Source organism: Chryseobacterium sp. WLY505 (assembly GCF_030846215.1).
Lineage (GTDB): Bacteria > Bacteroidota > Bacteroidia > Flavobacteriales > Weeksellaceae > Chryseobacterium.
In genome coordinates this window covers 356,422-380,251 of sequence record NZ_JAVCWI010000002.1, presented here as the reverse complement: position 1 = coordinate 380,251, position 23,830 = coordinate 356,422, and the positions used below count along the sequence as shown (strand labels likewise).

The 23,830-nt window shown below is 35.8% G+C and carries 24 protein-coding genes; 9 read left to right on the top strand and 15 right to left on the bottom strand.

Annotated elements, in window-relative coordinates; genetic code table 11:
* Positions 1-203: 203 nt before the first annotated feature.
* From RAH34_RS07200 to RAH34_RS07180, 5 genes are all read left to right on the top strand, one after another.
* Positions 204-1,241 (top strand): PLP-dependent cysteine synthase family protein, encoded by a 1,038-nt coding sequence (locus RAH34_RS07200; RefSeq protein WP_034697765.1) that lies wholly within the window; start codon positions 204-206, stop codon positions 1,239-1,241.
* 84 nt (positions 1,242-1,325) lie between these two features.
* On the top strand, positions 1,326-2,597 hold the full coding sequence (locus RAH34_RS07195; protein ID WP_306595838.1) for a pyridoxal phosphate-dependent aminotransferase family protein: 1,272 nt from the start codon (positions 1,326-1,328) through the stop codon (positions 2,595-2,597).
* Between the two features lie 67 nt (positions 2,598-2,664).
* Positions 2,665-3,543, top strand: a complete 879-nt coding sequence (locus tag RAH34_RS07190; protein WP_306595641.1) for a DMT family transporter — start codon at positions 2,665-2,667, stop codon at positions 3,541-3,543.
* 279 nt (positions 3,544-3,822) lie between these two features.
* Entirely contained in the window at positions 3,823-4,584 is a 762-nt protein-coding gene (locus tag RAH34_RS07185; RefSeq protein ID WP_306595640.1) for a hypothetical protein, read from the top strand.
* A gap of 158 nt (positions 4,585-4,742) precedes the next feature.
* Complete coding sequence (locus RAH34_RS07180; RefSeq protein WP_306595639.1) at positions 4,743-6,932, top strand: radical SAM protein; 2,190 nt, start codon at positions 4,743-4,745, stop codon at positions 6,930-6,932.
* A 358-nt stretch (positions 6,933-7,290) separates the two neighbouring features.
* On the opposite strand, the gene RAH34_RS07175 is transcribed toward RAH34_RS07180, so the two are convergent.
* The 3 genes from RAH34_RS07175 to atpD form a co-directional block, all read right to left on the bottom strand.
* Positions 7,291-8,109 carry a hypothetical protein gene (locus RAH34_RS07175; RefSeq protein ID WP_306595638.1) on the bottom strand — a complete coding sequence of 273 codons (819 nt, stop codon included), beginning with the start codon at positions 8,107-8,109 and terminating at the stop codon, positions 7,291-7,293.
* 81 nt (positions 8,110-8,190) lie between these two features.
* The gene (locus RAH34_RS07170; RefSeq protein ID WP_034697749.1) at positions 8,191-8,472 is read right to left on the bottom strand and encodes a F0F1 ATP synthase subunit epsilon; all 282 of its coding nucleotides are present in this window, start codon (positions 8,470-8,472) and stop codon (positions 8,191-8,193) included.
* An 81-nt stretch (positions 8,473-8,553) separates the two neighbouring features.
* A complete protein-coding gene (gene atpD / locus RAH34_RS07165; protein ID WP_062674887.1) occupies positions 8,554-10,062 on the bottom strand; it encodes a F0F1 ATP synthase subunit beta in 1,509 nt (502 codons plus the stop codon).
* A 287-nt stretch (positions 10,063-10,349) separates the two neighbouring features.
* On the opposite strand from atpD, the gene RAH34_RS07160 reads away from it, so the two are divergent.
* A complete protein-coding gene (locus tag RAH34_RS07160) occupies positions 10,350-11,276 on the top strand; it encodes a bifunctional riboflavin kinase/FAD synthetase (RefSeq protein WP_114822339.1) in 927 nt (308 codons plus the stop codon).
* Entirely contained in the window at positions 11,260-12,309 is a 1,050-nt protein-coding gene (locus RAH34_RS07155; RefSeq protein WP_306595637.1) for an acyltransferase, read from the top strand. The genes RAH34_RS07160 and RAH34_RS07155 overlap by 17 nt, the downstream gene beginning before the upstream one ends.
* A gap of 9 nt (positions 12,310-12,318) precedes the next feature.
* Here RAH34_RS07155 and RAH34_RS07150 read toward each other — a convergent pair whose 3' ends face one another.
* Both RAH34_RS07150 and RAH34_RS07145 read right to left on the bottom strand, forming a co-directional pair.
* Positions 12,319-12,810, bottom strand: coding sequence for a hypothetical protein (locus RAH34_RS07150; RefSeq protein ID WP_306595636.1), 492 nt, complete (start codon positions 12,808-12,810; stop codon positions 12,319-12,321).
* 83 nt (positions 12,811-12,893) lie between these two features.
* Positions 12,894-13,247 (bottom strand): MmcQ/YjbR family DNA-binding protein, encoded by a 354-nt coding sequence (locus RAH34_RS07145; protein ID WP_306595635.1) that lies wholly within the window; start codon positions 13,245-13,247, stop codon positions 12,894-12,896.
* A 116-nt stretch (positions 13,248-13,363) separates the two neighbouring features.
* Between RAH34_RS07145 and RAH34_RS07140 the strand changes: the two genes are divergently transcribed.
* Complete coding sequence (locus RAH34_RS07140; protein ID WP_137904939.1) at positions 13,364-14,020, top strand: NAD(P)H-binding protein; 657 nt, start codon at positions 13,364-13,366, stop codon at positions 14,018-14,020.
* A gap of 131 nt (positions 14,021-14,151) precedes the next feature.
* Here the strand turns inward: RAH34_RS07140 and RAH34_RS07135 are convergent, their stop codons facing one another.
* Positions 14,152-14,667 (bottom strand): VOC family protein, encoded by a 516-nt coding sequence (locus RAH34_RS07135; RefSeq protein ID WP_306595634.1) that lies wholly within the window; start codon positions 14,665-14,667, stop codon positions 14,152-14,154.
* Between the two features lie 28 nt (positions 14,668-14,695).
* Between RAH34_RS07135 and RAH34_RS07130 the strand changes: the two genes are divergently transcribed.
* Positions 14,696-14,821: a hypothetical protein gene (locus RAH34_RS07130; RefSeq protein ID WP_306595633.1), complete on the top strand. Its 126-nt coding sequence runs from the start codon at positions 14,696-14,698 to the stop codon at positions 14,819-14,821.
* 77 nt (positions 14,822-14,898) lie between these two features.
* Here the strand turns inward: RAH34_RS07130 and RAH34_RS07125 are convergent, their stop codons facing one another.
* From RAH34_RS07125 to RAH34_RS07085, 9 genes are all read right to left on the bottom strand, one after another.
* The gene (locus RAH34_RS07125) at positions 14,899-15,474 is read right to left on the bottom strand and encodes a glutathione peroxidase (protein WP_306595632.1); all 576 of its coding nucleotides are present in this window, start codon (positions 15,472-15,474) and stop codon (positions 14,899-14,901) included.
* A gap of 34 nt (positions 15,475-15,508) precedes the next feature.
* A complete protein-coding gene (locus RAH34_RS07120; RefSeq protein ID WP_114822333.1) occupies positions 15,509-16,171 on the bottom strand; it encodes a histidine kinase in 663 nt (220 codons plus the stop codon).
* Between the two features lie 98 nt (positions 16,172-16,269).
* Positions 16,270-16,992, bottom strand: a complete 723-nt coding sequence (kdsB, locus tag RAH34_RS07115; protein WP_306595631.1) for a 3-deoxy-manno-octulosonate cytidylyltransferase — start codon at positions 16,990-16,992, stop codon at positions 16,270-16,272.
* 139 nt (positions 16,993-17,131) lie between these two features.
* Complete coding sequence (locus RAH34_RS07110) at positions 17,132-18,118, bottom strand: phosphatase PAP2 family protein (protein WP_306595630.1); 987 nt, start codon at positions 18,116-18,118, stop codon at positions 17,132-17,134.
* 400 nt (positions 18,119-18,518) lie between these two features.
* A complete protein-coding gene (locus tag RAH34_RS07105; RefSeq protein WP_306595629.1) occupies positions 18,519-19,772 on the bottom strand; it encodes a pyridoxal phosphate-dependent aminotransferase in 1,254 nt (417 codons plus the stop codon).
* 22 nt (positions 19,773-19,794) lie between these two features.
* Positions 19,795-20,706: a hypothetical protein gene (locus RAH34_RS07100; RefSeq protein WP_306595628.1), complete on the bottom strand. Its 912-nt coding sequence runs from the start codon at positions 20,704-20,706 to the stop codon at positions 19,795-19,797.
* An 18-nt stretch (positions 20,707-20,724) separates the two neighbouring features.
* Positions 20,725-22,440 carry a phospho-sugar mutase gene (locus RAH34_RS07095; RefSeq protein WP_114822328.1) on the bottom strand — a complete coding sequence of 572 codons (1,716 nt, stop codon included), beginning with the start codon at positions 22,438-22,440 and terminating at the stop codon, positions 20,725-20,727.
* A 64-nt stretch (positions 22,441-22,504) separates the two neighbouring features.
* The gene (locus RAH34_RS07090) at positions 22,505-23,206 is read right to left on the bottom strand and encodes a GIN domain-containing protein (RefSeq protein ID WP_306595627.1); all 702 of its coding nucleotides are present in this window, start codon (positions 23,204-23,206) and stop codon (positions 22,505-22,507) included.
* 189 nt (positions 23,207-23,395) lie between these two features.
* Entirely contained in the window at positions 23,396-23,785 is a 390-nt protein-coding gene (locus RAH34_RS07085) for a lipocalin family protein (RefSeq protein WP_306595626.1), read from the bottom strand.
* Positions 23,786-23,830 lie beyond the last annotated feature (45 nt).

The window sequence follows — 23,830 nt, the reverse complement described above, 5'->3', positions numbered from 1 at the left end:
GAAAATAAGGCTTTTATCTTATTTTATGCGGGTTTTAACAAAATTTAAAAATTTTGGCGTAGTATTTGCGATTATACTCGTGTCAAAACTGAAAATACTAAAATATTTTTTTACAAACTATGCCCTAGAAATCAAACAAAAGTTTAGTAATTATTTATTTTTTTGTATTTTTGCAGTCAGATTTTTATTGAAAATAACAAATAATGAGTAATGTTTACGATAATATTCTTGGCCTGATAGGACACACTCCGATGGTGAAGCTAAATACTGTTACAAAAGATATTCCAGCAACCGTTTACGCCAAGTTAGAATCATATAATCCTGGACATTCCACCAAAGACCGAATCGCACTTCATATTATAGAAAACGCAGAGAAAAAAGGCCTTTTAAAGGAAGATTCTGTAGTTGTAGAAACTACTTCCGGTAATACCGGGTTTTCTATTGCGATGGTGTGTATCATTAAGGGATATAAATGTATTCTTGCAGTAAGTGATAAAACAAAACCTGAAAAAATTGCTTATCTGAAAGCATTGGGAGCCACGGTGTATATATGCCCGGCCAATGTACCGGCAGATGATCCGAGATCATATTATGAAGTAGCTAAAAGAATCGCTCAGGAAACTCCTAATTCTATTTACATCAATCAATATTTTAATGAGCTTAATATTGATGCACATTATCAGACAACAGGTCCCGAGATCTGGGAACAGACAGAAGGTAAGATTACTCACCTTTTTGCCTGCACCGGAACGGGTGGCACGCTGTCGGGTTCTGCGAAGTTTCTGAAAGAAAAAAATCCGGATATCAAGATTATCGGAGTAGACGCAGATGGTTCTATCCTGAAAAGTTATCACGAGACAGGAGAAATCCACAAAGAAGATGTACATCCTTATCAGATTGAAGGAATGGGTAAAAACCTGATCCCTTCTGCCCTGCTTTTTGACAAAGTAGATGAGTTTGTAAGAGTAAATGATGAAATGTCCGCGTACAGAACCCGTGAAATCGCTTTGAAAGAAGCTATTATGGGAGGTTATACTACCGGAGCTGTAACCCAGGGATTGATGCAGTATGCCCAGTCTCATGAGCTTACAGAAAATGATATAGTTGTTTTAATATATCCTGACCACGGTTCCCGATATATCACAAAAGTATATAGTGATAAATGGATGGCCGAACAGGGATTTGTCAACAACTGTGTTCACAATTACGACGAAGTTTTCAAAACGGAGTTTATCAAATAAGAACGAATAAAATCACGATACAAATAAAGCCTTTTGCGTGTTCAGACAAAAAAGGCTTTTTTACTTAAAAATTACGATACAATGTTGGATATTTTTGAAAGAATAAAAGAAAATCCAGGACCACTTGGACAATTTGCAGATTATGGTGAAGGCTATTTTATTTTCCCGAGATTAGAGGGACCTATCGGCCCTAGAATGCAGTTTCAGGGGAGAGAAGTAATTTTCTGGAGTGCCAATGATTATTTAGGATTGTGTAATCATCCTGAAGTAATAGAAGCGGATGCAAAAGCGGCTGCAGAATACGGAATGTTCTATCCAATGGGAGCAAGAGCAATGTCTGGAGAAACAGATCAGCACCTTCAGCTGGAAAGAGAATTGGCGGACTTCGTAAAAAAAGAATCAGCTTATCTATTGAATTTCGGTTATCAGGGAATGGTTTCTACCATTGATGCTTTGGTAAGCAGAAATGATGTTATTGTTTATGATATGGATTCTCATGCCTGCATCGTGGATGGAGTAAGACTTCATTCCGGTAAAAGATTTACCTACAAGCACAATGATATGGCAAGTCTTGAGAAAAACCTTCAGAGAGCAACCAAGGTAGCTGAAGAAACAGGAGGAGGTATTCTTGTGATTACGGAAGGTGTTTTCGGGATGAGAGGACAACAGGGAAAAATTAAAGAGATCTGCGATCTTAAATCTAAATACCAGTTCAGACTTTTAGTAGATGATGCTCATGGTTTCGGAACACTTGGAACAACAGGGGCAGGTGTAGGTGAAGAGCAGGACTGTAACGATCAGATTGATGTATACTTCTCTACTTTTGCTAAATCTATGGCAGGTTTCGGAGCATTCCTTGCGGGTGACAAAGAAATAATCAGATATCTGAAATTCAACTTAAGATCACAAATCTTTGCAAAATCTCTTACGATGCCAATGGTAATCGGAGGATTAAAAAGACTGGAGCTATTGAGATCAAGACCTGAGATCAAAGCTAAACTTTGGGAGAATGTTTACAAATTACAGAATGGTCTTACCGAAAGAGGATTCAATATTGGAGACACCAATACTTGTGTAACTCCGGTAATGATGCAGGGAACTCCTGTAGAGGCTACTCTATTGGTAAAAGATTTAAGAGAAAATTACGGTATCTTCACCTCTGTGGTGGTATATCCGGTCATTCCGAAGGGAATGATTCTTTTAAGGCTTATTCCTACCGCTTCTCATACCGATGCAGAGATCAATGAAACTCTGGCAGCGTTTGAAGCAATTCATGATAAATTAGTAGGTGGCTACTACAAAGAGCAGGAACAAAAATTACTGCAGGAACAAGGATTAAGTTTTAAACCGATTTAATATCTTAAAAATAAAAGAAAGCCACTGATTGATTCAGTGGTTTTTTTGTTTAATAACTATAAAGCACATGAAACTTAGAGGTTACACACTGGGAATTTTATCAGCCGTTTCCTATGGTCTGATTCCTATTTTTATTCTGCCTGTGAAGCGGGCGCACTTTTCAATGGATATTACGCTGTTTTACAGATTTTTCTTTTCAGCTTTAATGGTGGGAGGATATCTGCTGTATTCCAAAGAGAGTTTTAAAATCAATAAAAAAGAGGCCTTAATTCTGGCCATCCTTGGAATTTGCTATGCTCTTTCTTCAGAGTTTCTGTTTTTAGGCTATGATTTCCTCACGCCGGGAATTGCCTCTACCGTTTTATTTATTTACCCGATTATTGTAGCACTCATCATGCTTTTCTTTTACAAAGAGAGATTGACCAGGCTATCAGGAGCATCTTTACTTCTTGCTTTCGCTGGAGTAATCGTTTTGTGTTTGAAGGGAAATGGACTGGAAATCAATTTTGCAGGATTGGGAATCGTAATGCTCAGCTCACTATTCTATGCTTTATATATGGTGATCGTCAACAAATCAAATATAAAGGTTTCAGGATTTAAGCTTACGTTTTATTCTATGCTTTTCACCTCCATGTTCTTTATGACCAAAGCTTTGATGGCCAATGAATCTTTTGCTATTCCTTCAACAGCAGTTTTTATTAACTTCCTTATTTTCGCATTTCTGACTACAGTTATTTCCAGCTTATGTCTTGTATTTGCTATCAAATATATCGGATCTACTCCTGTTGCCATTTTAGGAGCTTTGGAACCTGTAGTTGCTGTATTGATCAGTGTTTTGATGTTTCACGAAAAATTTACACCCAATCTGCTCATCGGGATTACTTTAATTCTTTTCGGAGTTACTCTTAATGTAATCGGAGATCAAAAGAAAATAGGACATATTTAAAACAGATTAATATGCCGATATAAAGTATCATCATATAATTAATTCCACCTGATCTCTTTTATATCAGCATTCATTTATCGTAAAGGAAGTCTCAAAAAAACAGATTTGCAGTGAAAGGAATATAATTTCTGAACTTAAGAAATCATCTATAAGAAAAATATTTGAAAAAATAAATACATCACTTTATGGCATAACCAAATTTATCTGATTATATTGCATTGGTCTATTAACAGGTGTTTCCCCCACTGAATAGATCCATGTATATACTTTTAAAAACCGATGAAAGAATTGCAAAAACTTACCAAAGACCAATTATACAAACAGCTCAAAGAAAAATCAGAAGATCTATATAGCATTGTTCATGAAGCCCTGGAAAACAATTTTTTCAATGAAAGCTATTTAGACGAGGAAAGCCTGGCTGAATTTCTCGAAATGCTGGATGATGAAACAGCAGAAAAGATCAAAGATGCTTCTCTGTATATCAACAATGAGGATAATGCCCCTGAAATTGTTCTTATAGAAAATGAAGACAGCATTTCTCTTGAATTAATTACCACTGAAGATGAAGGATACAAAATAATTCTTATAGAAGGTGATCTTCAGCTATCCAAAAAACTGTTTGTGGAAGATTATATTGTTCTCATTGTTACAGGTAATATACAAGCTGAAAATATTATCGTCAACGGGTCATTATATTGCTCCGGAAATGTTACCTCAAAAGTATTGTTTGGGGCTTCGGGGAATGATAATGAAACCTATATCGGAGGAAGCATTATGACTTCTCTTATTGCAGAAAACGGACATTACACTGTAGCTGAAGGAAATATTTATTCCAGATACTTAATCAGTTTTCATAATGAAATAACAGGGAAAACCGGAAAGTTTATCGAAAATATAAGCCTTGAAAAACCAGGTGAAATCGGATTGCTGAAAGCTGAAATTCTGGATGAAGACGGATATTTTGAAGAAGATGCTTTTTTGACATTTATTGACAGCTATTCGCCGGATGCTTTGTTTAATAAACCTTCTAATTTGTTCTAAAATAATTTATTGTTTTTATGAATTGGCAATAAGAAGAATCAAGAAAATCGAATAGTAATAAAATGCAATATCTCTAAAGACTTTTCTTCACTGTTTATAATCAGGAGAAAAAATTTTTTTCTAAAAAAACTTTAGAATAACTTTGCAAAAAATTTCTGTTGAAAGACCTGCTTCTTATTACTCCGCCTTTTACCCAACTTAATACTCCTTATCCTGCAACAGCTTATATAAAAGGGTTTTTAAATACCAAGAATATTTCAAGCTATCAGGTAGATTTGGGGATCGATGTTATTTTGGAATTATTTTCAAAGGATGGAATTCAGAAGATTTTCAGTAAAGAAATTGACCTTCAGGATACCTCTGAAAATTCCCAGAGAATTTATGCCTTAAGAGAAGAATATTTAAAAACGATAGATCAGGTCATTACTTTTTTACAGGATAAAACTCCTACATTGGCAAGGCAGATCTGCAGCATGAACTTTCTTCCCGAAGCTTCCCGTTTCAACCAGCTGGATGATATGGAATTTGCTTTTGGAAATATGGGACTTCAGGATAAAGCCAAACATCTGGCAACTTTGTACCTGGAAGATATTTCCGACTATATTGTAGAAAATATTGATGCTGATTTTGGCTTCAGCAGATATGCGGAACGCCTTGGAAAAAGTGCTAATTCTTTCGATGAATTATATTCTAAACTATCTGGTGAACCTACATTTATAGATGAGTTCACTTTAAAAATTCTTCAGGAAAAAATTGAAACTGTTCAGCCAAAGCTTGTTTGTTTTTCCATCCCGTTTCCTGGTAATCTATATTCCGGATTCAAATGTGCCCAATGGATCAAAAAGCATTATCCTCACATTAAAATTGCTATGGGAGGAGGATTTCCCAATACGGAATTAAGGGAAGTCAAAGATCAGAGGGTATTCGAGTTTTTTGATTTTATTACTTTAGATGATGGTGAACTTCCTCTGGAACTTCTTTACCAGAATTTAGAAACTGTATCTGAAGACGGAGAGTTTAAAAGAACTTTTCTTCTCGAAAATAAAGAAGTTGTCTACAAGAACAATTCTAAAAGACACGACTTCAAACAGTCTGAAATAGGAACTCCTGATTATACAGATTTAAAACTTGATCAGTATATTTCCGTTATCGAAATTGCCAATCCGATGCACAGTTTATGGAGTGATGGACGATGGAACAAACTGACGATGGCACACGGATGCTACTGGGGAAAATGTACATTCTGTGATATTTCTTTAGACTATATTAAAATCTACGAACCTATTTCTGCTAAAATTCTGGTAGACCGTATTGAAGAATTAATCCGTACAACCGGCGAAACAGGATTCCATTTTGTAGATGAAGCAGCACCACCTGCCTTAATGAGGGAGGTTGCTCTGGAAATTCTCAGAAGAAATCTTGTGGTTACATGGTGGACCAATATCCGTTTTGAAAAAAGCTTCACCCGTGATCTCTGCTATCTTCTGAAACTTTCGGGATGTGTTGCCGTTTCCGGTGGCCTGGAAGTGGCCAGTGACCGATTGCTGAAATTAATTGATAAAGGAGTTTCTGTAGATCAGGTAGCGAATGTAACAAGAAACTTTACAGAAGCCGGAATTATGGTTCATGCTTATCTGATGTATGGCTACCCTACCCAAACCGTTCAGGAAACAGTAGATTCTCTGGAAATGATTCGGCAGATGTTTGAGATGGGAATTCTTCAAAGTGGTTTCTGGCATCAGTTTGCCATGACAGCCCATTCACCTGTAGGAATCAACCCTGAAGATTTTGGAGTGGTTCCGATAAAGCAGGAAATTTTGTTTGCCAATAATGATATTGACTTTAAAGATAAAACCGGAATCGATCACAATAAGTTCAGCTTCGGATTAAAAAAATCTCTGTTTAATTATATGCATGGTGTCAATTTCGAACTGCCGCTTCAGGAATGGTTTGATTTTAAAATTCCAAGAACTACCATTCACCCGGATTATATTCATGACTGCCTTTTGGAAGATGAACAGTTCAGTATGAAAGCAAATTCAAAAGTTGTCTTTTTAACCAAAAATGTAATCGCTGAGAATCGCGTAAAAAATAAAAAGAAATATTCTGGTACGTATACGTTGCTTACATTCCACTTAAAAACCAATATTGTGAAGGTGGAGCTGGAACAGGAAAAGGCAAAATGGCTAATGAATGTATTGGAAGAAAATGCTATTGAAAATTCTAAAAAACCTACAGTTCAACAACTTAAGAATCAATTTGAAGAAAATTTCGATGATTTTGAGTTATTCTGGTTCTCAAAACCGATACAGCAATTGAAGGAAAATGGGGTGATTTTAAGTTTATAAAAATTTTCACTTTTTTCTCAGGGATTTTTTAAAAAGACACAATTTTCTATGAATTGTTAATTTTCTGTATGAATAAAACCTGTTTCGATTGAATGATAACCTCTCGCTGATTTTGCAGATTACGCAGATTTTGATTTAAGAGAATAAAATCTTCTATTTTTCATACCGAAGGAATCAAATCCAAATCTCTAACTGCCATATATAAACCGGCAAAATATTCCCCTCCTCCGGAGGGGTGGCAAAACATTCAAAGAATTTTTGACGGGGTGGTTTAGAGTTTTGGCTAAAGCCGGATGAATTTGATCCATAATAAAAAAACGGGCTAAAGCCCGTTCCTATTGATAAAATCTGTATTACATTAATTAGGGGTCTCTTTTGAAACAGTACCTACGTTTACTTTTTCCTGTATTTTGATAAAATTGGGATCCATAATGGCCATGCGTTCTGCAAGTGCTTTGTAAGTCGGAAACTTCAGGATAGAAGCTCTGCCCGACATTTCCCTATAGATTGTAAAAGACTTTCCACCCGCTGTTTTCAGCTGTTTTGTTGTGGTGATATATCTTCCGATAAGTTTACTTTTAGCATCATAGATTTCAATATCAATAGGTGTTTTGTCCATAATGGTATCTTCCGAACCAAAACTTACCGGCAGATTGGTAAAATACCCTACAGGAACGCCATTACTAAGGATCTCTCCTACTTTATTGACCTCAATATTCATTTTATCAATTTTCTTTCGGATGGCATATGCATCTTTCGTCTTGGTATCCAGTTTTCTCTTGGGTACATTGGAGAAAAGCTCATCGAGATTTTTGACATTGATTCCTTTGTTATCAATGATTTTAAGATCTTTAACTGAAGTAAAGACAGCCGATTTTTCTTCTCCGGAAAATGCAGAAGGTGATGAATAATCAATTTCGATAGTTTTATCCCTGTTGTAGACTCTGTTGACACTGATATAGCTGTCACGAACGGAATCAACGATGCTTTTATCAATAAATTTTATCGTATAGAGCGGAGTCTCTTTTAAATCCATAAAAGTATATTCGCTGGATTTGTTGGAGAGCTTAGCTACCGGAATACCGTCAAGATTAATAATTCCTCTCTTGGTTTTAATATTCTGGGCATGGAGGAAAACACCCAGAACTGTAAAGAATATGATTATGCCTTTCTTCATACCATCAGACTTTTACATCAATAAAAAAAAGTGTAACACAAAGTTACACTTTCTTGAAAATATATTTAGCTTTTCATTTAATTATTCACAAAGGATAATTCCTTTATTATGATTAAATTCTACAACACCGCTTTTGATAGCATAAGCAAAAACAGAGTCTTTTCCAGTTTCTTTAGTGAAGTTTTTAGCATAAGCCTCATCAATAGAATTAGCAAAAAGCTTTACATCACCACCGATTAAAGAAGAAACAATTCCTGCGTGGTTTTTCATGATGTGAAATTCACCATTTTTTCCAGGCAATAATACTGAGTCTACTTCTCCTTCAAAAACTACGTATTCTGGTGTTAAAATTTTTATATTCATAGAAACAAATTTGAAATTTGATGTTTGAAATTTGAAATTACTCATCGAATTTCAAATTTCAAATCTCAAATTGTTAATAATTTATGCGTTTTCAGCTAACATTTTTTGTCCTGCTTCGATAGCTTCTTCGATGGTTCCTTTCAAGTTGAAAGCTGCTTCTGGTAAGTGATCTAATTCACCATCCATAATCATGTTGAATCCTTTGATTGTATCTTTGATGTCTACCAATGATCCTGGGATACCCGTAAACTGCTCTGCTACGTGGAAAGGCTGAGATAAGAATCTCTGAACTTTTCTTGCACGGTATACAACAGCTTTATCTTCTTCAGAAAGTTCTTCCATACCAAGGATTGCAATGATATCCTGAAGTGCTTTATATCTTTGAAGAATTTCTTTTACTCTTTGAGCACAGTTGTAGTGATCGTGACCGATAACTTCCGGAGCAAGGATTCTTGAAGTAGACGCTAGTGGATCTACCGCTGGATAGATACCTAATGAAGCAATCTTTCTGTCAAGTACTGTAGTTGCATCCAAGTGAGCAAACGTAGTTGCAGGAGCCGGGTCAGTTAAGTCATCCGCAGGTACGTATACCGCCTGTACTGAAGTAATTGAACCATTTTTAGTTGAAGTAATTCTTTCCTGCATCGCACCCATTTCAGAAGCTAGCGTTGGTTGGTAACCTACTGCTGATGGCATACGACCAAGAAGTGCAGATACCTCAGAACCAGCCTGTGTAAAACGGAAGATGTTGTCCACGAAGAAAAGTACATCTCTACCTTGTCCGCTTTCTCCACCGTCTCTGTAGTACTCAGCCAATGTAAGACCAGAAAGTGCTACTCTCGCTCTTGCACCTGGCGGCTCGTTCATCTGTCCGAAAACGAATGCAGCTTTTGAATCTTTCATAGCTTCTAAGTCTACTTTAGAAAGATCCCAACCTCCGTTTTCCATAGAGTGCATGAAATCATCACCATACTTGATAATACCTGATTCCAACATCTCTCTCAAAAGGTCATTTCCTTCTCTCGTTCTTTCACCTACTCCGGCGAATACAGAAAGACCTCCGTGTCCTTTTGCAATATTGTTAATCAACTCCTGGATCAATACTGTTTTACCTACACCGGCTCCACCGAACAATCCAATTTTACCTCCTTTTGCGTAAGGCTCAACTAGGTCGATTACTTTAATACCTGTAAATAAAACTTCTGCTGAAGTTGATAATTGATCAAATTTTGGAGCTGGTCTGTGAATTGGAAGACCACCATCCTTAGAAATATCTTGAAGTCCATCGATAGCATCACCAACAACGTTGAATAGTCTTCCGTTTACCGCCTCTCCGATAGGCATCATAATAGGATTTCCGTATCCAATTACGTCCTGCCCTCTTTTAAGACCGTCAGTAGCGTCCATTGCGATACATCTTACTGTATCTTCGCCAATATGTTGTTCTACCTCTAAAACTACTTTTTCACCGTTTTCTTTTGTAATTTCTAACGCGTCATAGATTGCTGGAACAGCTTCCACATCTGTGAAGACAACGTCGATTACCGGACCAATAATTTGAGAAATTTTACCTTTAATTTGGTTTGCCATTGCTAAATTTTTTCTTGGTGCAAATATAGTGATTCTTCATAAACCCGCAATTGGTAAAAAAAAGATTTTTATCATGCTTTTGAAGAGATGAATGAGTTTGTCATTTACTAGGTAAAATTCAATATTTATCATTATATTTAACAGCAAATTTGCAATTCATCAATTTCTTGTTATTATAGTATTAAATATTGCAGAATATTTTCAAAATTTTTCATTTTCAAATTTTCAGGTTCCCTCCGCTACATTAAAAATAAAGGTTTTATATTTGCAATCAAAATTTTTCCGTTTTGAAAGTTTTCAAGAATTTTACAGATTACTCCTCACAGAAGCCATTAGCATTGTCTTTAGGAATGTTTGACGGGGTACATCTAGGGCACAAGAGTATTATCGATGAACTGACTAAAATAGGTACAGAAAATAATCTGGAAACAGCAATCCTTACTTTCTGGCCGCATCCAAGATTTGTTTTTAATCCTAATGAAGATTTAAAACTCCTGAATACACTGGAAGAAAAGAAACAGCTGGTGGAGAAATATGGCATTGATAATTTGTTCCTGAAAGAGTTTGATGAAGAATTCAGAAATCTGACCGGAGAAGAATTCGTACGTCAGATTTTAGTTGATAAACTGAATGTAAAATATCTTATTATAGGATACGATCATTCTTTCGGAAAAAATAAAAGCGGAAATTTTGAGCTTCTTCAGAAATTATCAAAAGAACTTGATTTTGAGGTAGAACAGATGGAAGCGATTAATATTCATGAAAATAATATCAGTTCCACGAAAGTGCGTAATGCGCTTTTAGCAGGAAATGTTAAAGAGGCCAACGAAATGCTGGGATACTTCTACTCTGTTTCAGGAACTGTAGTTCATGGAAAAAAGATTGGAAGAACTATCGGATATCCAACAGCTAATATTGATACGGAATCTATCAAGCTTTTACCTAAAAAAGGAGCTTATATTGTAGAAGTATTTGTAAAAGGCAACCAGTATAAAGGAATGCTGAGCGTGGGAACCAATCCTACGGTAAACGGTGAAAAACTAACTGTGGAAGTTTATATCCTTGATTTTGATGATGATATTTATGAAGAAAAGATTACGGTAAGTTTCAGGGATTTTCTTCATGATGAAATCAAATTTGAAGGTCTTGACAAGTTGATTGAAAGACTGGATGAGGATAAAAGATTAACACAAATATATGAATTCAAGGAGTAATAATTTTGACTTTCTAAGGCTTGTTTTTGCAAGCTTTGTTGTCATTTCCCATTCCTATGCTCTTTCAGGAGCTGCTCATGGTGATCTACTGTCACAGCTTACCAGCGGCCAGATGGAATTTTCTTATCTGGGAGTTCATGGTTTTTTTATTATCTCCGGATATCTGATTTTTAAAAGTCTGCTTCGTTGCAAAAGTCTTCCCGATTTTTACTGGAAAAGACTTTTACGACTTTTTCCGGCACTCTTAGTGGTACTTTTTCTTACTGTTTTATTAGCACCTGCAGTCTATGAAAGTTCTGTTCCTTATTTACAGAACAAATCTGTATACACATATATTCCTCAAAATATTACTTTATTTTTCCGTCAGAAAGGTATCGACGGTGTTTTCGAAAGCAATCCTTATAAACATAGTATCAATGGAAGTTTGTGGACTATATGTTATGAATTCAGTATGTATGTCATGGTTTCACTACTTTTCTTTATCAGGAAAAAGACATTTGTGAAAACGGTCATCATTCTTCTATTTATATCAAGTTATCTCTTAAGTCTTTTTCATCCCTATTTCCTTCATGGACTATTCATGAAAATGGAACTGGGAAGTAATCACTTTTATAATCTGATGTGCTTTTTCGTTGGAGGAATGATCATGACTTATCTGAATACCAATAAAAGAACAGAAAACATTCTTATTATACTGTCTTTCGCTGTTCTTATTGCCAGTGTTTATTTAAATATTAATCAGTATACCTGCTACATTACCCTACCTCTGTTGGTTATTCTTCTTGGGAAAAGCTCTACCCGATATCTTAATAAAGTTGGAGAAACTATTGGAGATACTTCTTACGGTATTTATATTTATTCTTTCCCTATACAGCAGACGCTGATGTATTTCTTTAAACTGGATACAGCGATGTTATTTATACTTTCATTACCGCTATCTATTCTGTTTGGATATGCTTCCTGGCATCTGATTGAAAAGAAAGCATTAGAATATAAAGATTTATTAAAAAGCAAGGCTATTCTCACCGAATAGCCTTTATGATTATTTCAATACTTTTAAGTAGATTTTCTGGGTTTCATTGTTCAGTTTCACATTCGGGAACTGCTTGTCATAATCAATGAAGATGTCTCCTTTTTCATCCGCTTTTCCATTTCCATCCGAATCCCAGCTTATCGTTACATAGTATTTTGCAGGACCTGCGGGTTTTGGATTGATCTTGCTTTCAGCATCTTCAGGTATTGGCAGATTGATGGTGAAAGGTATTGATTTCTGTTCATATTCCTGTTCTGTAATTAAAGTAGCTGGAGCATCAGCCAGTTTTTCGTCCATTCCATATAAACTCACTTTCAGTCGGGCATTTTTAATGGTAAATGCGTCTGTTCCTGAAAATTCTAATTTAAGAGTTTCGGGAGATTTTTCAGAGGCTGATACAGCAGAAGTGCTTTTTTCGGTAGTGTTCTTATTTACCGGCTTGGTGCAGCCTGACAGCATCAATGTTCCAGCTGCAGCGAATAATAAAAGGTTATTTCTCATTTGTTATTTATTTTATTAACGTTAAATATGTTATTTCACCGGTAATAGATAACAAATTCCGTACCTCAAATTTATTTTATTTACTATAAAGAATTGACTTCATTCTGAGCTTTTTTTGTCAGAGATTTAAAAACCAGGTCATAGGATTGGTCAATAAGCTTAAAAATCAGATCTCTTTTCAGGCCATCTACTGCTACGGAATTCCAGTGGGTTTTGTTCATATGATAAGCGCCCGTGATCTGAGGATATTGCTCACGAAGTTCTGCACTCCATTCAGGATCGGTTTTTACATTAATTGCTAATGGCTGTCTTTCAAGTCCCATCAGTAAAAACATTTTGGTATCTACTTTTAGTACAAGTGTTTCATTATCAAACGGAAAACTTTCCGTAACTCCTTTTTTGGCAAGGCAATAGTCTAAAATATCGTTGGCATCCATATTCAATATGAGTAATGAGTGATGAGTAATGGGGTAATGATTAAATTAATTCTTTAATCTTTGAATCAAATTTAGTAAATTTAAGAAAGAAATAATCTCACAAAATCGCAATTATTATGAAAGCTCTGGTAATAGGTGCTACAGGTGCCACAGGAAAAGATCTTGTCAATCAGTTATTGAATGACAAAGAGTTTGATGAAGTGGATATTTTTGTCAGAAAACCTGTCGATATCCAGAATGATAAGCTGAAAGTTCATGTGGTGAATTTTGAAAAACCGGAGGAATGGAAAGAGATGGTGAAAGGGGATGTGGCATTTTCGTGTCTGGGAACTACTTTAAAAGATGCCGGAAGCAAAGAAGCCCAGAAGAAAGTCGATTTTGATTATCAGTATGAATTTGCAAAAGCCGCAAAAGAAAATGAGGTGGAAGATTATATTCTGGTATCAGCATACGGAGCCAATCCACAGTCTAAAATTTTCTATTCCAAAATGAAGGGGGAACTGGAAGAAGCTGTAAAACAACTGCATTTCAATAAAATCACTATTTTTAAACCGGGAATGCTTGAGCGAAAAGATTCTGAGAGAACCGGAGAAGTATTGGGAAGCCGCATTATTAAATTTGCCAATAAACTTGGGCTGTTAGAAAGTCAAAAACCTCTGCCAACAGATATTTTAGCAAAGGCGATGATTAATTCTTCAAAAATAAAAAGTAATGGCTACTCCAGTATCAAACTGGGGAATATTTTCTGTTTTGCGGAGAAGACTAATGAATGATTGATTGAGATACGGGTTCGGGATGCAAGATGCGGGGTAATATGTTTCGTGTTAAAGGGTGAAACTTCCTTATTAATTTCATTAAAACCCCAAGCCCAAAGCGCTGCTACCTATTACCTATCATCTATTACCTATTTTGTTGTTTTGCTGCCCATTTTCTGTCCTAATTTTTCATATTCAATGTCATTAGGCTCCCAAAGCTCTATTTTATTGCCTTCAATATCCATGATGTGGACAAATTTTCCATATTCATAAGTCTCAATCTTATCTACAATGGTTACATTTTCCTTCTTTAGTTGTTCCACCAGTTTTTCAAGATTATCAACTCTGTAATTGATCATGAAGTCTTTCTCGGACGGTAGGAAATACTTCGTTTTTTCACCGAAAGGACTCCACTGGCTGAATCCTTTTTTAGAGTTATCAGCACCTTGGAACCACTCAAATACAGCTCCATATTCATTGGTATTGAGCCCTAGATGATTTTCATACCATTCTCTCATTTTCTTGGGGTCTTTACATTTAAAAAAAATTCCACCAATACCGGTAACTCTTTTCATTTCTTCGGGTTTGTTTTCTGTAACAGCCTTAAAAGCGAAGCCTAACATAAAAGAAGCCAGGATACAAAGGGTAAAAATTACTTTTTTCATAAAATATATTGCAATTTAAAAGGACTATATGCAATTTTATGCCATTGCCATTCTGACGAAGGAAGAATCTTATGGAAAGTCTGGATTCTTCATTTCACTGCGTTACATTCAGAATGACAGAGTCATCATAAATAAGATAGTAGGATTAATGTAAAATTGTATATAATTACCAATTTTAAAATAAAAAAGTGGATGTAAAACACCCACTTGTAAAAATATAGTTTTTTATCTTTATTTCAGATACTTTGTGATCGCCTGATCAGTAGGCTTTGTAGTACTTACGAAAGAGTCGATCAGTTTTCCGTTTTCGTCTACCAGGAATTTGGTGAAGTTCCAAAGGATGCTTGTATTCTTTACTCCGTTCAATTCCTGTTCAGTTAGGTATTTAAAGATAGGAGCTGTATCATCACCTTTTACAGAAACTTTAGCTGCCATCGGGAATGTTACCCCATAATTTTTCTGGCAGAAAGCACCAATTTCAGTATTGGTTCCAGGTTCCTGTCCACCGAAGTTGTTTGCAGGGAAACCTACCACTACCAATTTATCTTTATATTGTTCGTATACCTTTTCGAGATCCGCGTATTGTGGGGTAAATCCACATTCTGAAGCGGTATTGACAATCAGGATTTTCTTTCCTTTAAAATCTGCAAAATTGATTTCTTTGCCATCAAGACTTTCTACTTTGAAGTCATATATTGTTTTTCCCATAAGTTCTGTGGTTTTAGCTTTAGAAATTTCACTTTTCTGGTTGGTGCAGCTTTGCAGAAATGCCATGAAAGAAAGCAGCAGTAAAAAAATCTTTTTCATTTCTTATAATTTTGTGCAGCGAACTGCCATTGAATTAAAATTTAAAAATATTAGCCGGGAAAACTTTATTGATGTCTACCTTGTTTAATAACATCACATAATCTCCGTCTTTTTTAGCACTTGAAGATTCAATTCTGAAAGGCATGATCAGGTTTCCAACTTTTTTAAAATCAGAATAGATCAGCGTTTCATCTTTTTTCACTTCTTTGATCAGCATATACGTTTTTGTATCAAAATAATACATATTCTTATTGACATTTTTGGTAAGCTCTACCTTATGGCAGTAGATCTCTCCTACTTTTTCTTTTCCAAGGTATTTGGCATCAAAACCTTTATTTTCCCAATCAATGAAGTCATTATCAAAGCTTTCCGGCACATATTCAGGGTATTCCTGAAGCTTGTTGGCCGCATAATTCATTGCATACCCTTTGGAACCGTCAAAACCTTCAATAGCACTTTCTTTTCCTCCTGTCGTAATCAATGTTTTAGTAAGATTTGGACGCTGTTGAAAAATTCTTATCGGATATTCATCTTTAATTCCCAGAATTACTTTTCCCTGAAGCAATACTGAGTTTAATAATTTCCAATTGGTTAACCCTCCGGATAATTCAATGTTTTTGTCAATAATTTCCTTTGCAGTCTGTCCGAATATCACATGCGAAAATATCAGTCCAAATACTAATAATAACTTCTTCATTAATTTTATTTATAAATTCAAATATAGGGGGATTTATGTAAAATTGCAAAAACACGACAAATCTAAAAGGCCAATTTGTTTTGCCGGTTCTTCTGATTTTAAATTAACTTTCGTGCTTTTTCAAGATCTTCCGGAGTATCAATGCCTACTCCCACGAAATTGGTTTCTATCATTTTGATTTTCATTCCATATTCAAGATAGCGGATACATTCAATCTTTTCTGATATTTCCAATGGTTTCATAGCCAGCTTTGAAAACTGCAACAGCGCTTCTTTTCTGAAGGCATAAACGCCAATATGTTTAAAATAACTTACATCATAAGAAACTTCTCTGTGAAAAGGAATTACAGAACGGCTGAAATACAAGGCAAAACCATTGTTATCAGTAATCACTTTTACGTTATTCGGATTTTCAATTTCTTCTTTTTCATTCAGTTGTATTTTCAAGGAAGCTAAAGATATTTCCTGCTGGTCGTCATGTTTAAAAACTTCAATCAGCTGACGTAAAGGTTCTAACTTAAGGAAAGGTTCATCGCCCTGAACATTAATGACGATATCACAGTCTATATTCTGTACTGCTTCAGCAATACGGTCGCTTCCGGTCTCGTGTTGTCCTGTCATTACGGCTTTTCCTCCGTTTTTTACGATTTCATCAAGAATAATTTCAGAGTCTGTGGCGACAAATACTTCATCAAACAGTCCGGTTTCCACTACATTCTGATAGGTTGTAGTAATCACGGTTTTTTCTCCTAAAATCTGCATTAGTTTCCCTGGAAAACGGCTTGCTTCATAACGGGCAGGGATGACAGCGATTATTTTCATTCAATACAATATTAAGTAATTCTTTTTAAATCAGGAGGTTTCATTCCGGCATTCATAAAAGTCCGGATCAACCTTTTATCCTGAGATCAAATGTAGTGAAAAGTATCTTATTTCATCTACAAAACAGAGATTTCAGAGTTTAAAAAGAGAGTTTTACGCCTACCATATTGTATTCCCATTGGCGGGATGCCGTGAAGTTGAGATTATATTTTGTCTTCCCTATAGTTCCTTCTGATGAAGTATATCTGCTTTTTGAGATGGTTTTTCCTATAAAATATCCCATTAATAGGGCTAGCGGGTAGTCTGAAGCCCAGTGAACTTTACTCTGCATCATTTGAAAGCATAATGCTCCTGCCAGTGTATATCCTACAGGCTTGATCCATTTGGCATCCGGATAGTTATCTGCAATGACTGTGATTCCAGCCATGAACGTAGTTAAATGCCCCGACGGCATGGCATCGTAATTTGAGGTGTTCTTACTGAATGCGGAGAAACTTGGAAACGGATTCCATGCGCCTCCTTTGTGTCCGTATTCTTCGGCAATAAACGGGCTTTCTCTTCCGGTAATTCTCTTAAGGGTCTGGGTGAAAACTCCGGAAAGAATTAAACTTTCCATCAAACCGCTCGCTGTAGCCTGTGCTCTGTAATCATTTTTAATCAATCCATAGGTACCGAAACCAATTCCTAGCAATACTAATGTGGAACCATTTCCTATCAGGTACAGTGCAGATCCTACATCTTTAGGGATTTTAAAAACGCCTCCTACTTTGTGGTAGTTATTGTCCTTATCCATTCCCCATTGTTCTGCAAGCTCTCTTGAGTTGTCAATCAGTTTCTGATCAAATGGCAGAAGAATCAGCGTAGCGGCAACAGCACCTCCCAGATAATAAGCATGATCTTTGGCTACGAAATCTTTATTGGTGTTGATAAAGTTTCGGGGTAATTTGGTTACAAAATCCAATAATTTAGGTTTGGGATAGGTGCGGACAGATCCGTCTTTTAAGGTGTAGGTTTGTACTTTTGGTAATTCAAGTTCCTTGGGAAGCTCATTTACCTTCAAGGTATCAACCTCTTGTGAGCATACCAGTATTGAAACTGGTAAGAGTAGAAATCTCAGTTTTTTCATCGTGTAATTTTCGACTTTATTATATTCAGGTGTGTAAAAGTCTCAAAGATAATTCCTTGTTATGTGTCGTACAAAGAGATTATTTAACTTTTAATATTTATTTAATTTTTTGATTAATAAACGCAGTTTCAATGCAAATATTTGATCAGAAAAATAATTCAATACATCCAGGAAATATAAAGAAAAGAATAGAAAAGTCCGAACCCAAAACTTTTTAACATCATCCGTGTTGAAAAAACACGTATTTTGTTTCAAAAAAGGATTTCCAAGGAAGTTTCATGGTTTTATAGGGTGTGTAAAACGCTTCGACTCCGCTCAGCGTGACATTGCTAATACTAAAAGATATATTTTAACGATGTCATGCCGGGCAGAGCCGAAGCATTTATATTTTATGTAAAGATTACTTTAATTTGTTCAAAGCACTTTCCAGTTTTGGAAGCATTACTTTGATCTCGTCTACAGCCAATCCTCCTACAGAAGCACGGAACCACGGTTCAGATTTTTCTTCTCCGAAAGCTGAGAATGGTACTAAAGCCACTCCTGCTTCATTGATTAAGTAGAATACCAGGTCTGAAGAGTTTTCAAGTACAGTTCCGTCTGGTTTTGTTTTCCCGATATAATCTAATTTAATAGTAAGATAAAGAGCTCCCATTGGTTCAATACTGTCAACAGAAAGTCCTTTTCCTTTTAACTCCTGAACTCCGTTATGAAGTACTTTTAAGCTGTTTTCAAGTTTAGCTTTAAAATCATTCACGAAAGTATCTACATTCTCTGAATTTTCATAGAATTTAGCCGTTGCTTCCTGCTCTGGTTTTGGTGCCCATGCTCCAACGTGAGTAAGAAGTGCCTTCATTTTATCAAGGATATGAGCTGGTCCGAATCCCCATCCAACACGTACTCCTGTTGCTGCAAGGCATTTTGAAATACCGTCGATATAGATGGTGTAGTCTTTCATTTCAGGGAAAAGAGAAACCGGATCTACGTGCTCAGCACCGAATGTAAGGCAAGAGTAGATCTGGTCATACATTAAGTATAACGGTTTTTCGTCTGCTCCTCTTTTTTTGTTTTCAGCAATGACCAGTTCACAGATTTCTGAAAGCTGTTCTTTTGTAAACATGGTTCCCGTAGGGTTCAATGGAGAACACAAAGCTAATAACACCGCTCCATCCAAATGAGGTCTTAAATCATCAGCAGTCGGAAGGAAATTGGTTTCAGGTTTTGTTTTCACTTCTACGGCGTTGGCTGAAGTAAGGTAAGCATAGTGATTGTTGTTCCAAGATGGTGTAGGATACACTACTTTATCTCCTTCATCTACGATGGTTTTGTATACGGCATAGATCAAAGGTCTTGATCCTGCAGTAATCAGGATATCCTCAGGAGAATAGTCAAGATTCCATCTTTTTTTAAGGTCTTTTGAAACTTCTTTTCTTAAAGATAAAAGTCCGTTGGCAGGCGGATAGTTCGTCAGATTATTCTGATATGCTTTCTGAATCTCTTCCTTCAGCAATGCCGGAATAGGATAGATATTAGAATTCAGATCACCAATAGTAAGATTGGCAATTTCCGCTCCTTTTGCTTTTAAATCATTTACTTCGTTACCAATTTTTACAATTTCAGAACCGATCAGGTTCGCTGCTAATTTTGAAACTTTCACTTTTTCTTATTTTAAATTTATATTATCGTTCTCCATTGATTCTCTCATCTATTTGATCTACGGGTGTTTGTGCATCAAAAAGGATCATTACTTCTTTTGCTTTTTTTGCCGTATTGGAATTCGGATATTTTTTAATCATCCTGTTGAATTCCGCTCTGTTTTCATCGTTTAGTTTTCCGGTTCCTTTGTCCTGTTCTCTTTCATAGGTGGGTGTATTATCCATTCCTAAAAGATAATCGGACAAATAGTAGTTATAGTCTTGTTTTACAGTCTTTATCAGCTTGCTTTCAGGATATTTATTCATGAAATTCTCCCAGAAAATCAATCTGTTTCCTAATTGTTCCCAGCTGATTATCAATCCTGCATCTGCTGCATAATTGGTTTCACTCTCTTTATCCGTTTGTGAAATATAAGCTTCATAATCCGGAGTCACTTTATTCTTAAAAAGAGAGGAATAATATCCCGGAATGGTCCATATTTCAGTCATTCCTTCTCCTACTTCTCTGAATTCAAGACCAGCTTTTTTCAGTTCTGAGGCTATTTTTTTAACGTTATCCGGAAAATTGTACTGATCCTTCTCGGAATTATAATAATTTACATATTTATCCAAAACATCAGTATGAAGATTCATCAGACATCCTGTATACTTCCCTCTTATTTTTAAATAATCTTCGTATACTCTGTCATTCTGTTCCGGACTGTTAGCTGCCATCTCTTTTTCGATTTTGGTACGATACCATTGAAGAGACGTGATATAATCCTCCGTTTTGTTAGCGGATGAACAGGCGGTGTCTATGGGTTTGTACTGATCTTCTTTGGATTCAGTTTTGGCAATCGAATCGTTTACCGGTTTTACTTCTGAAACTGCAGTTTCCTTTTTACAGGAAACTACAGCTGCAGAGAGTATGCATATTGCTATAATTCTTTTTATCATCTGCTGTATTTCAGCGCATTAATCCAGTTTCAAATCTGTTTTAACGGCTCCAATTTTAGCTTCCAATGATTTTAATTTGTCTCTGAAATCAGCTTCTGAAGTAATGGAATCCTTCACTGAAACATAGAACTTGATTTTAGGTTCTGTTCCTGAAGGTCTTACGCATACTTTTGTTCCATCCTGTGTGTAATAGATCAAAACGTTAGACTTCGGAATATCATTCATTACTTTTTTCTCATTGGTAGAAATGGTAAGACTTGTCTGTTCCTTAAAGTCTTTCACTTCTTCTACTAATGAACCAGCCAGTTCCTTTGGAGGATTTTCACGGAAATCTTTCATCATATTCTGAATTTCTTCAGCGCCTTCTTTTCCTTTTCTAACGATATTGATCAATCCTTCATAATACATTCCAAGATCTTCGTAGATTTCAATCATGTATTGGTACATAGTTTTTCCGTTGGCTTTACACCATGCAGCAATTTCACAAGCTACAAGGATACTTCCGCAAGAGTCTTTATCACGTACAAAATCTCCGGTCATGAATCCGAAACTCTCCTCACCACCACACACAAATTTCTGTGTTCCTTCTGCTTCACGGATCATTTTTCCGATCCATTTGAATCCGGTAAGACCTACTTTACATTCTACTCCGAATTTCTGTGCAATATCAAAGAAGATATCTGAAGTTACGATGGTAGAACCTATGAACTCTTTTCCGGTAATTTTCCCTTGTTTTCTCCACTCATTCAGAATGTAATACGTAAGAATTGTATTGGTTTGGTTACCGTTCAATAATTGCATTTCACCATCAAGGTTTCTTACTGCAATTCCTAGTCTGTCTCCATCCGGATCTGTTCCGATCACGATGTCTGCATTGGTAATTCTTGCCAGATCCATTGCCATTTCCAAAGCTGCAGGTTCCTCCGGGTTTGGAGAATCTACGGTAGGGAAATTTCCGCTTGGGATCATCTGTTCTCTTACAAGATCTACTTTTTTGAATCCTGCTTTTTCTAAAGCTTTCGGGATTGTAGTATACGTTGTTCCGTGGATAGAGGTGAAAACAATATTTAAATTTTCTTTTCCAACATTCTGATACGTAGAGTTTTCAATACAGGCATCGATATACACATCGTCCTGCTCCTCTCCGATCCATTCGATCAGATCATCATTTCCGTTGAATTTAATTTCTTCAAATTTCACAGAATACACTTCATTGATAATCGCTTCATCATTAGGTGGAACAATCTGTGCACCGTCATTCCAGTAAACTTTATAACCGTTGTATTCCGGCGGGTTGTGAGAAGCTGTTAAAACAATTCCTCCGTTACATTTTTTATCACGTACCGTGAATGACAATTCCGGAGTCGGTCTGTGATCTTTGAAAAGTAAAACTTTAATTCCGTTAGCTGTCAAAACATCTGCTACCAGTTTCCCGAATTCTTTTGAGTTGTTACGAACATCATAAGCGATAGCCACTTTAATCTCTTCTCCTTTGAACTGCTGAAGCATATAATTGGCCAATCCCTGAGTAGCCTGCCCTAATGTATATTTATTCAAGCGGTTGGTTCCTACTCCCATTATTCCACGCATACCTCCTGTACCGAATTCCAGTTCTCTGTAGAAAGAATCTTCCAGATCAGGGGAATTGCTGTCAATCAGTAATTGTACAGCATCTCTCGTTTCCTTATCGAAGGTATCACTTAACCAAAGTTTCGCTTTTTCTAGTGTATTCATATTTATATGTTGTTCTTTTATAGTTTGTAAAGTTCCTAGTTTCTAGTTTAAATTATGCTGTTTTTTAATCCAGCTTTTTGTTTTCGACTTTCGTCGTTTTATCAATTTTGAACGCTCTGATCGGATCGTTGTAATAAATAAATTTTGCAGTATTCTGAATATGCCCTTTTAAAGAATCTTTTACATTTACTTCTGCGTAATTTCCGTTTTTAGAATCAATATTCAGATTGGTAATTTTCCAGTAAGGCGCAATTAAACTTGCTGTATCTGAGATTTTTATAACAGCTTCTTTTGACAATCCAAGAAAATTAGCACGGCTTCTGTTATGCATTTCCACTTCTGCTCTTCTGGTATTCACAGATCCCATGAAGCTTGCATTATTTTTCATAGTAAGCCTGAAATTGTCTGTTTTGATTTCACTTGAGATATTCACTTCCACAGAATCAGAAACAGCAACTTTTTCCAGATTATATTTGGAATAAATCGTTACATTGTAAAAATCTACCCCTTTTGTCCCTCTTTTTTCTTTAATAAAAAGGGTTTTATCTTTTACATCCACATCCAGATTGCTCGCTACATTCGGATAGGTTTCTATTTCTACAAAATTTTTCGGACCTCTGGCATAAAATACACGGAATTTACCTTCCAGATCAAGGTTAACGAATTCCGAAACATCCACATCTTTCTTTTCAATATTCCCTTTTGGAGAAACTTTTCCACAGGAAACGACTGCCACCAGCATCAATGTGTATACAACTTTTTTCATATTTAATTTTAAATATTCTATATTATAATCGTGACGATCTTTACTGAAAATCTCTGAAAGCTCTTTTCAGGTCTCTCACAGGACTTTCAATATTATTTTGAACAAAAATAGGATTAAAATTTCTAAAAATCTTTGTCTTTTGACAATAAAATACCTGATAATTTTCAATTTTTTACTTTTCAGGAGAGGCTATTTCTTATTATCAATTTCTTTTACTTTTTTATAAAACCATGTTTTAGGACTTCCCGCCATTGAAAATAAAAGAAGATAATTTTTACTTACATTGGAAATTTTCATCGGGGTTATATTTTCATCGTCATTATACTTCATTTTCAACAGTTTATTTTCTATCTGGTAAGTTCCATTGTTCCCCATTGAATTGAAAGTTTTATCCTGATAAAAGGTCAGAATTCCTGTTCCGTATCTGGAATTATTTGTTTTGGTTTTCAGTGTATCTGTCTGACTGATTTCACCATCATAAATATCGATAAACTCCCACGAACCAGAGAGTTTGTTGGATGAACAGGAAATTATCAGGAATAAAAGAAAATAAAAAAGGATCGATTTGAATTGAAACATTGAGATTAAAAGTTTTTATAAAATTACAAAAAGCACCCTGCTGAC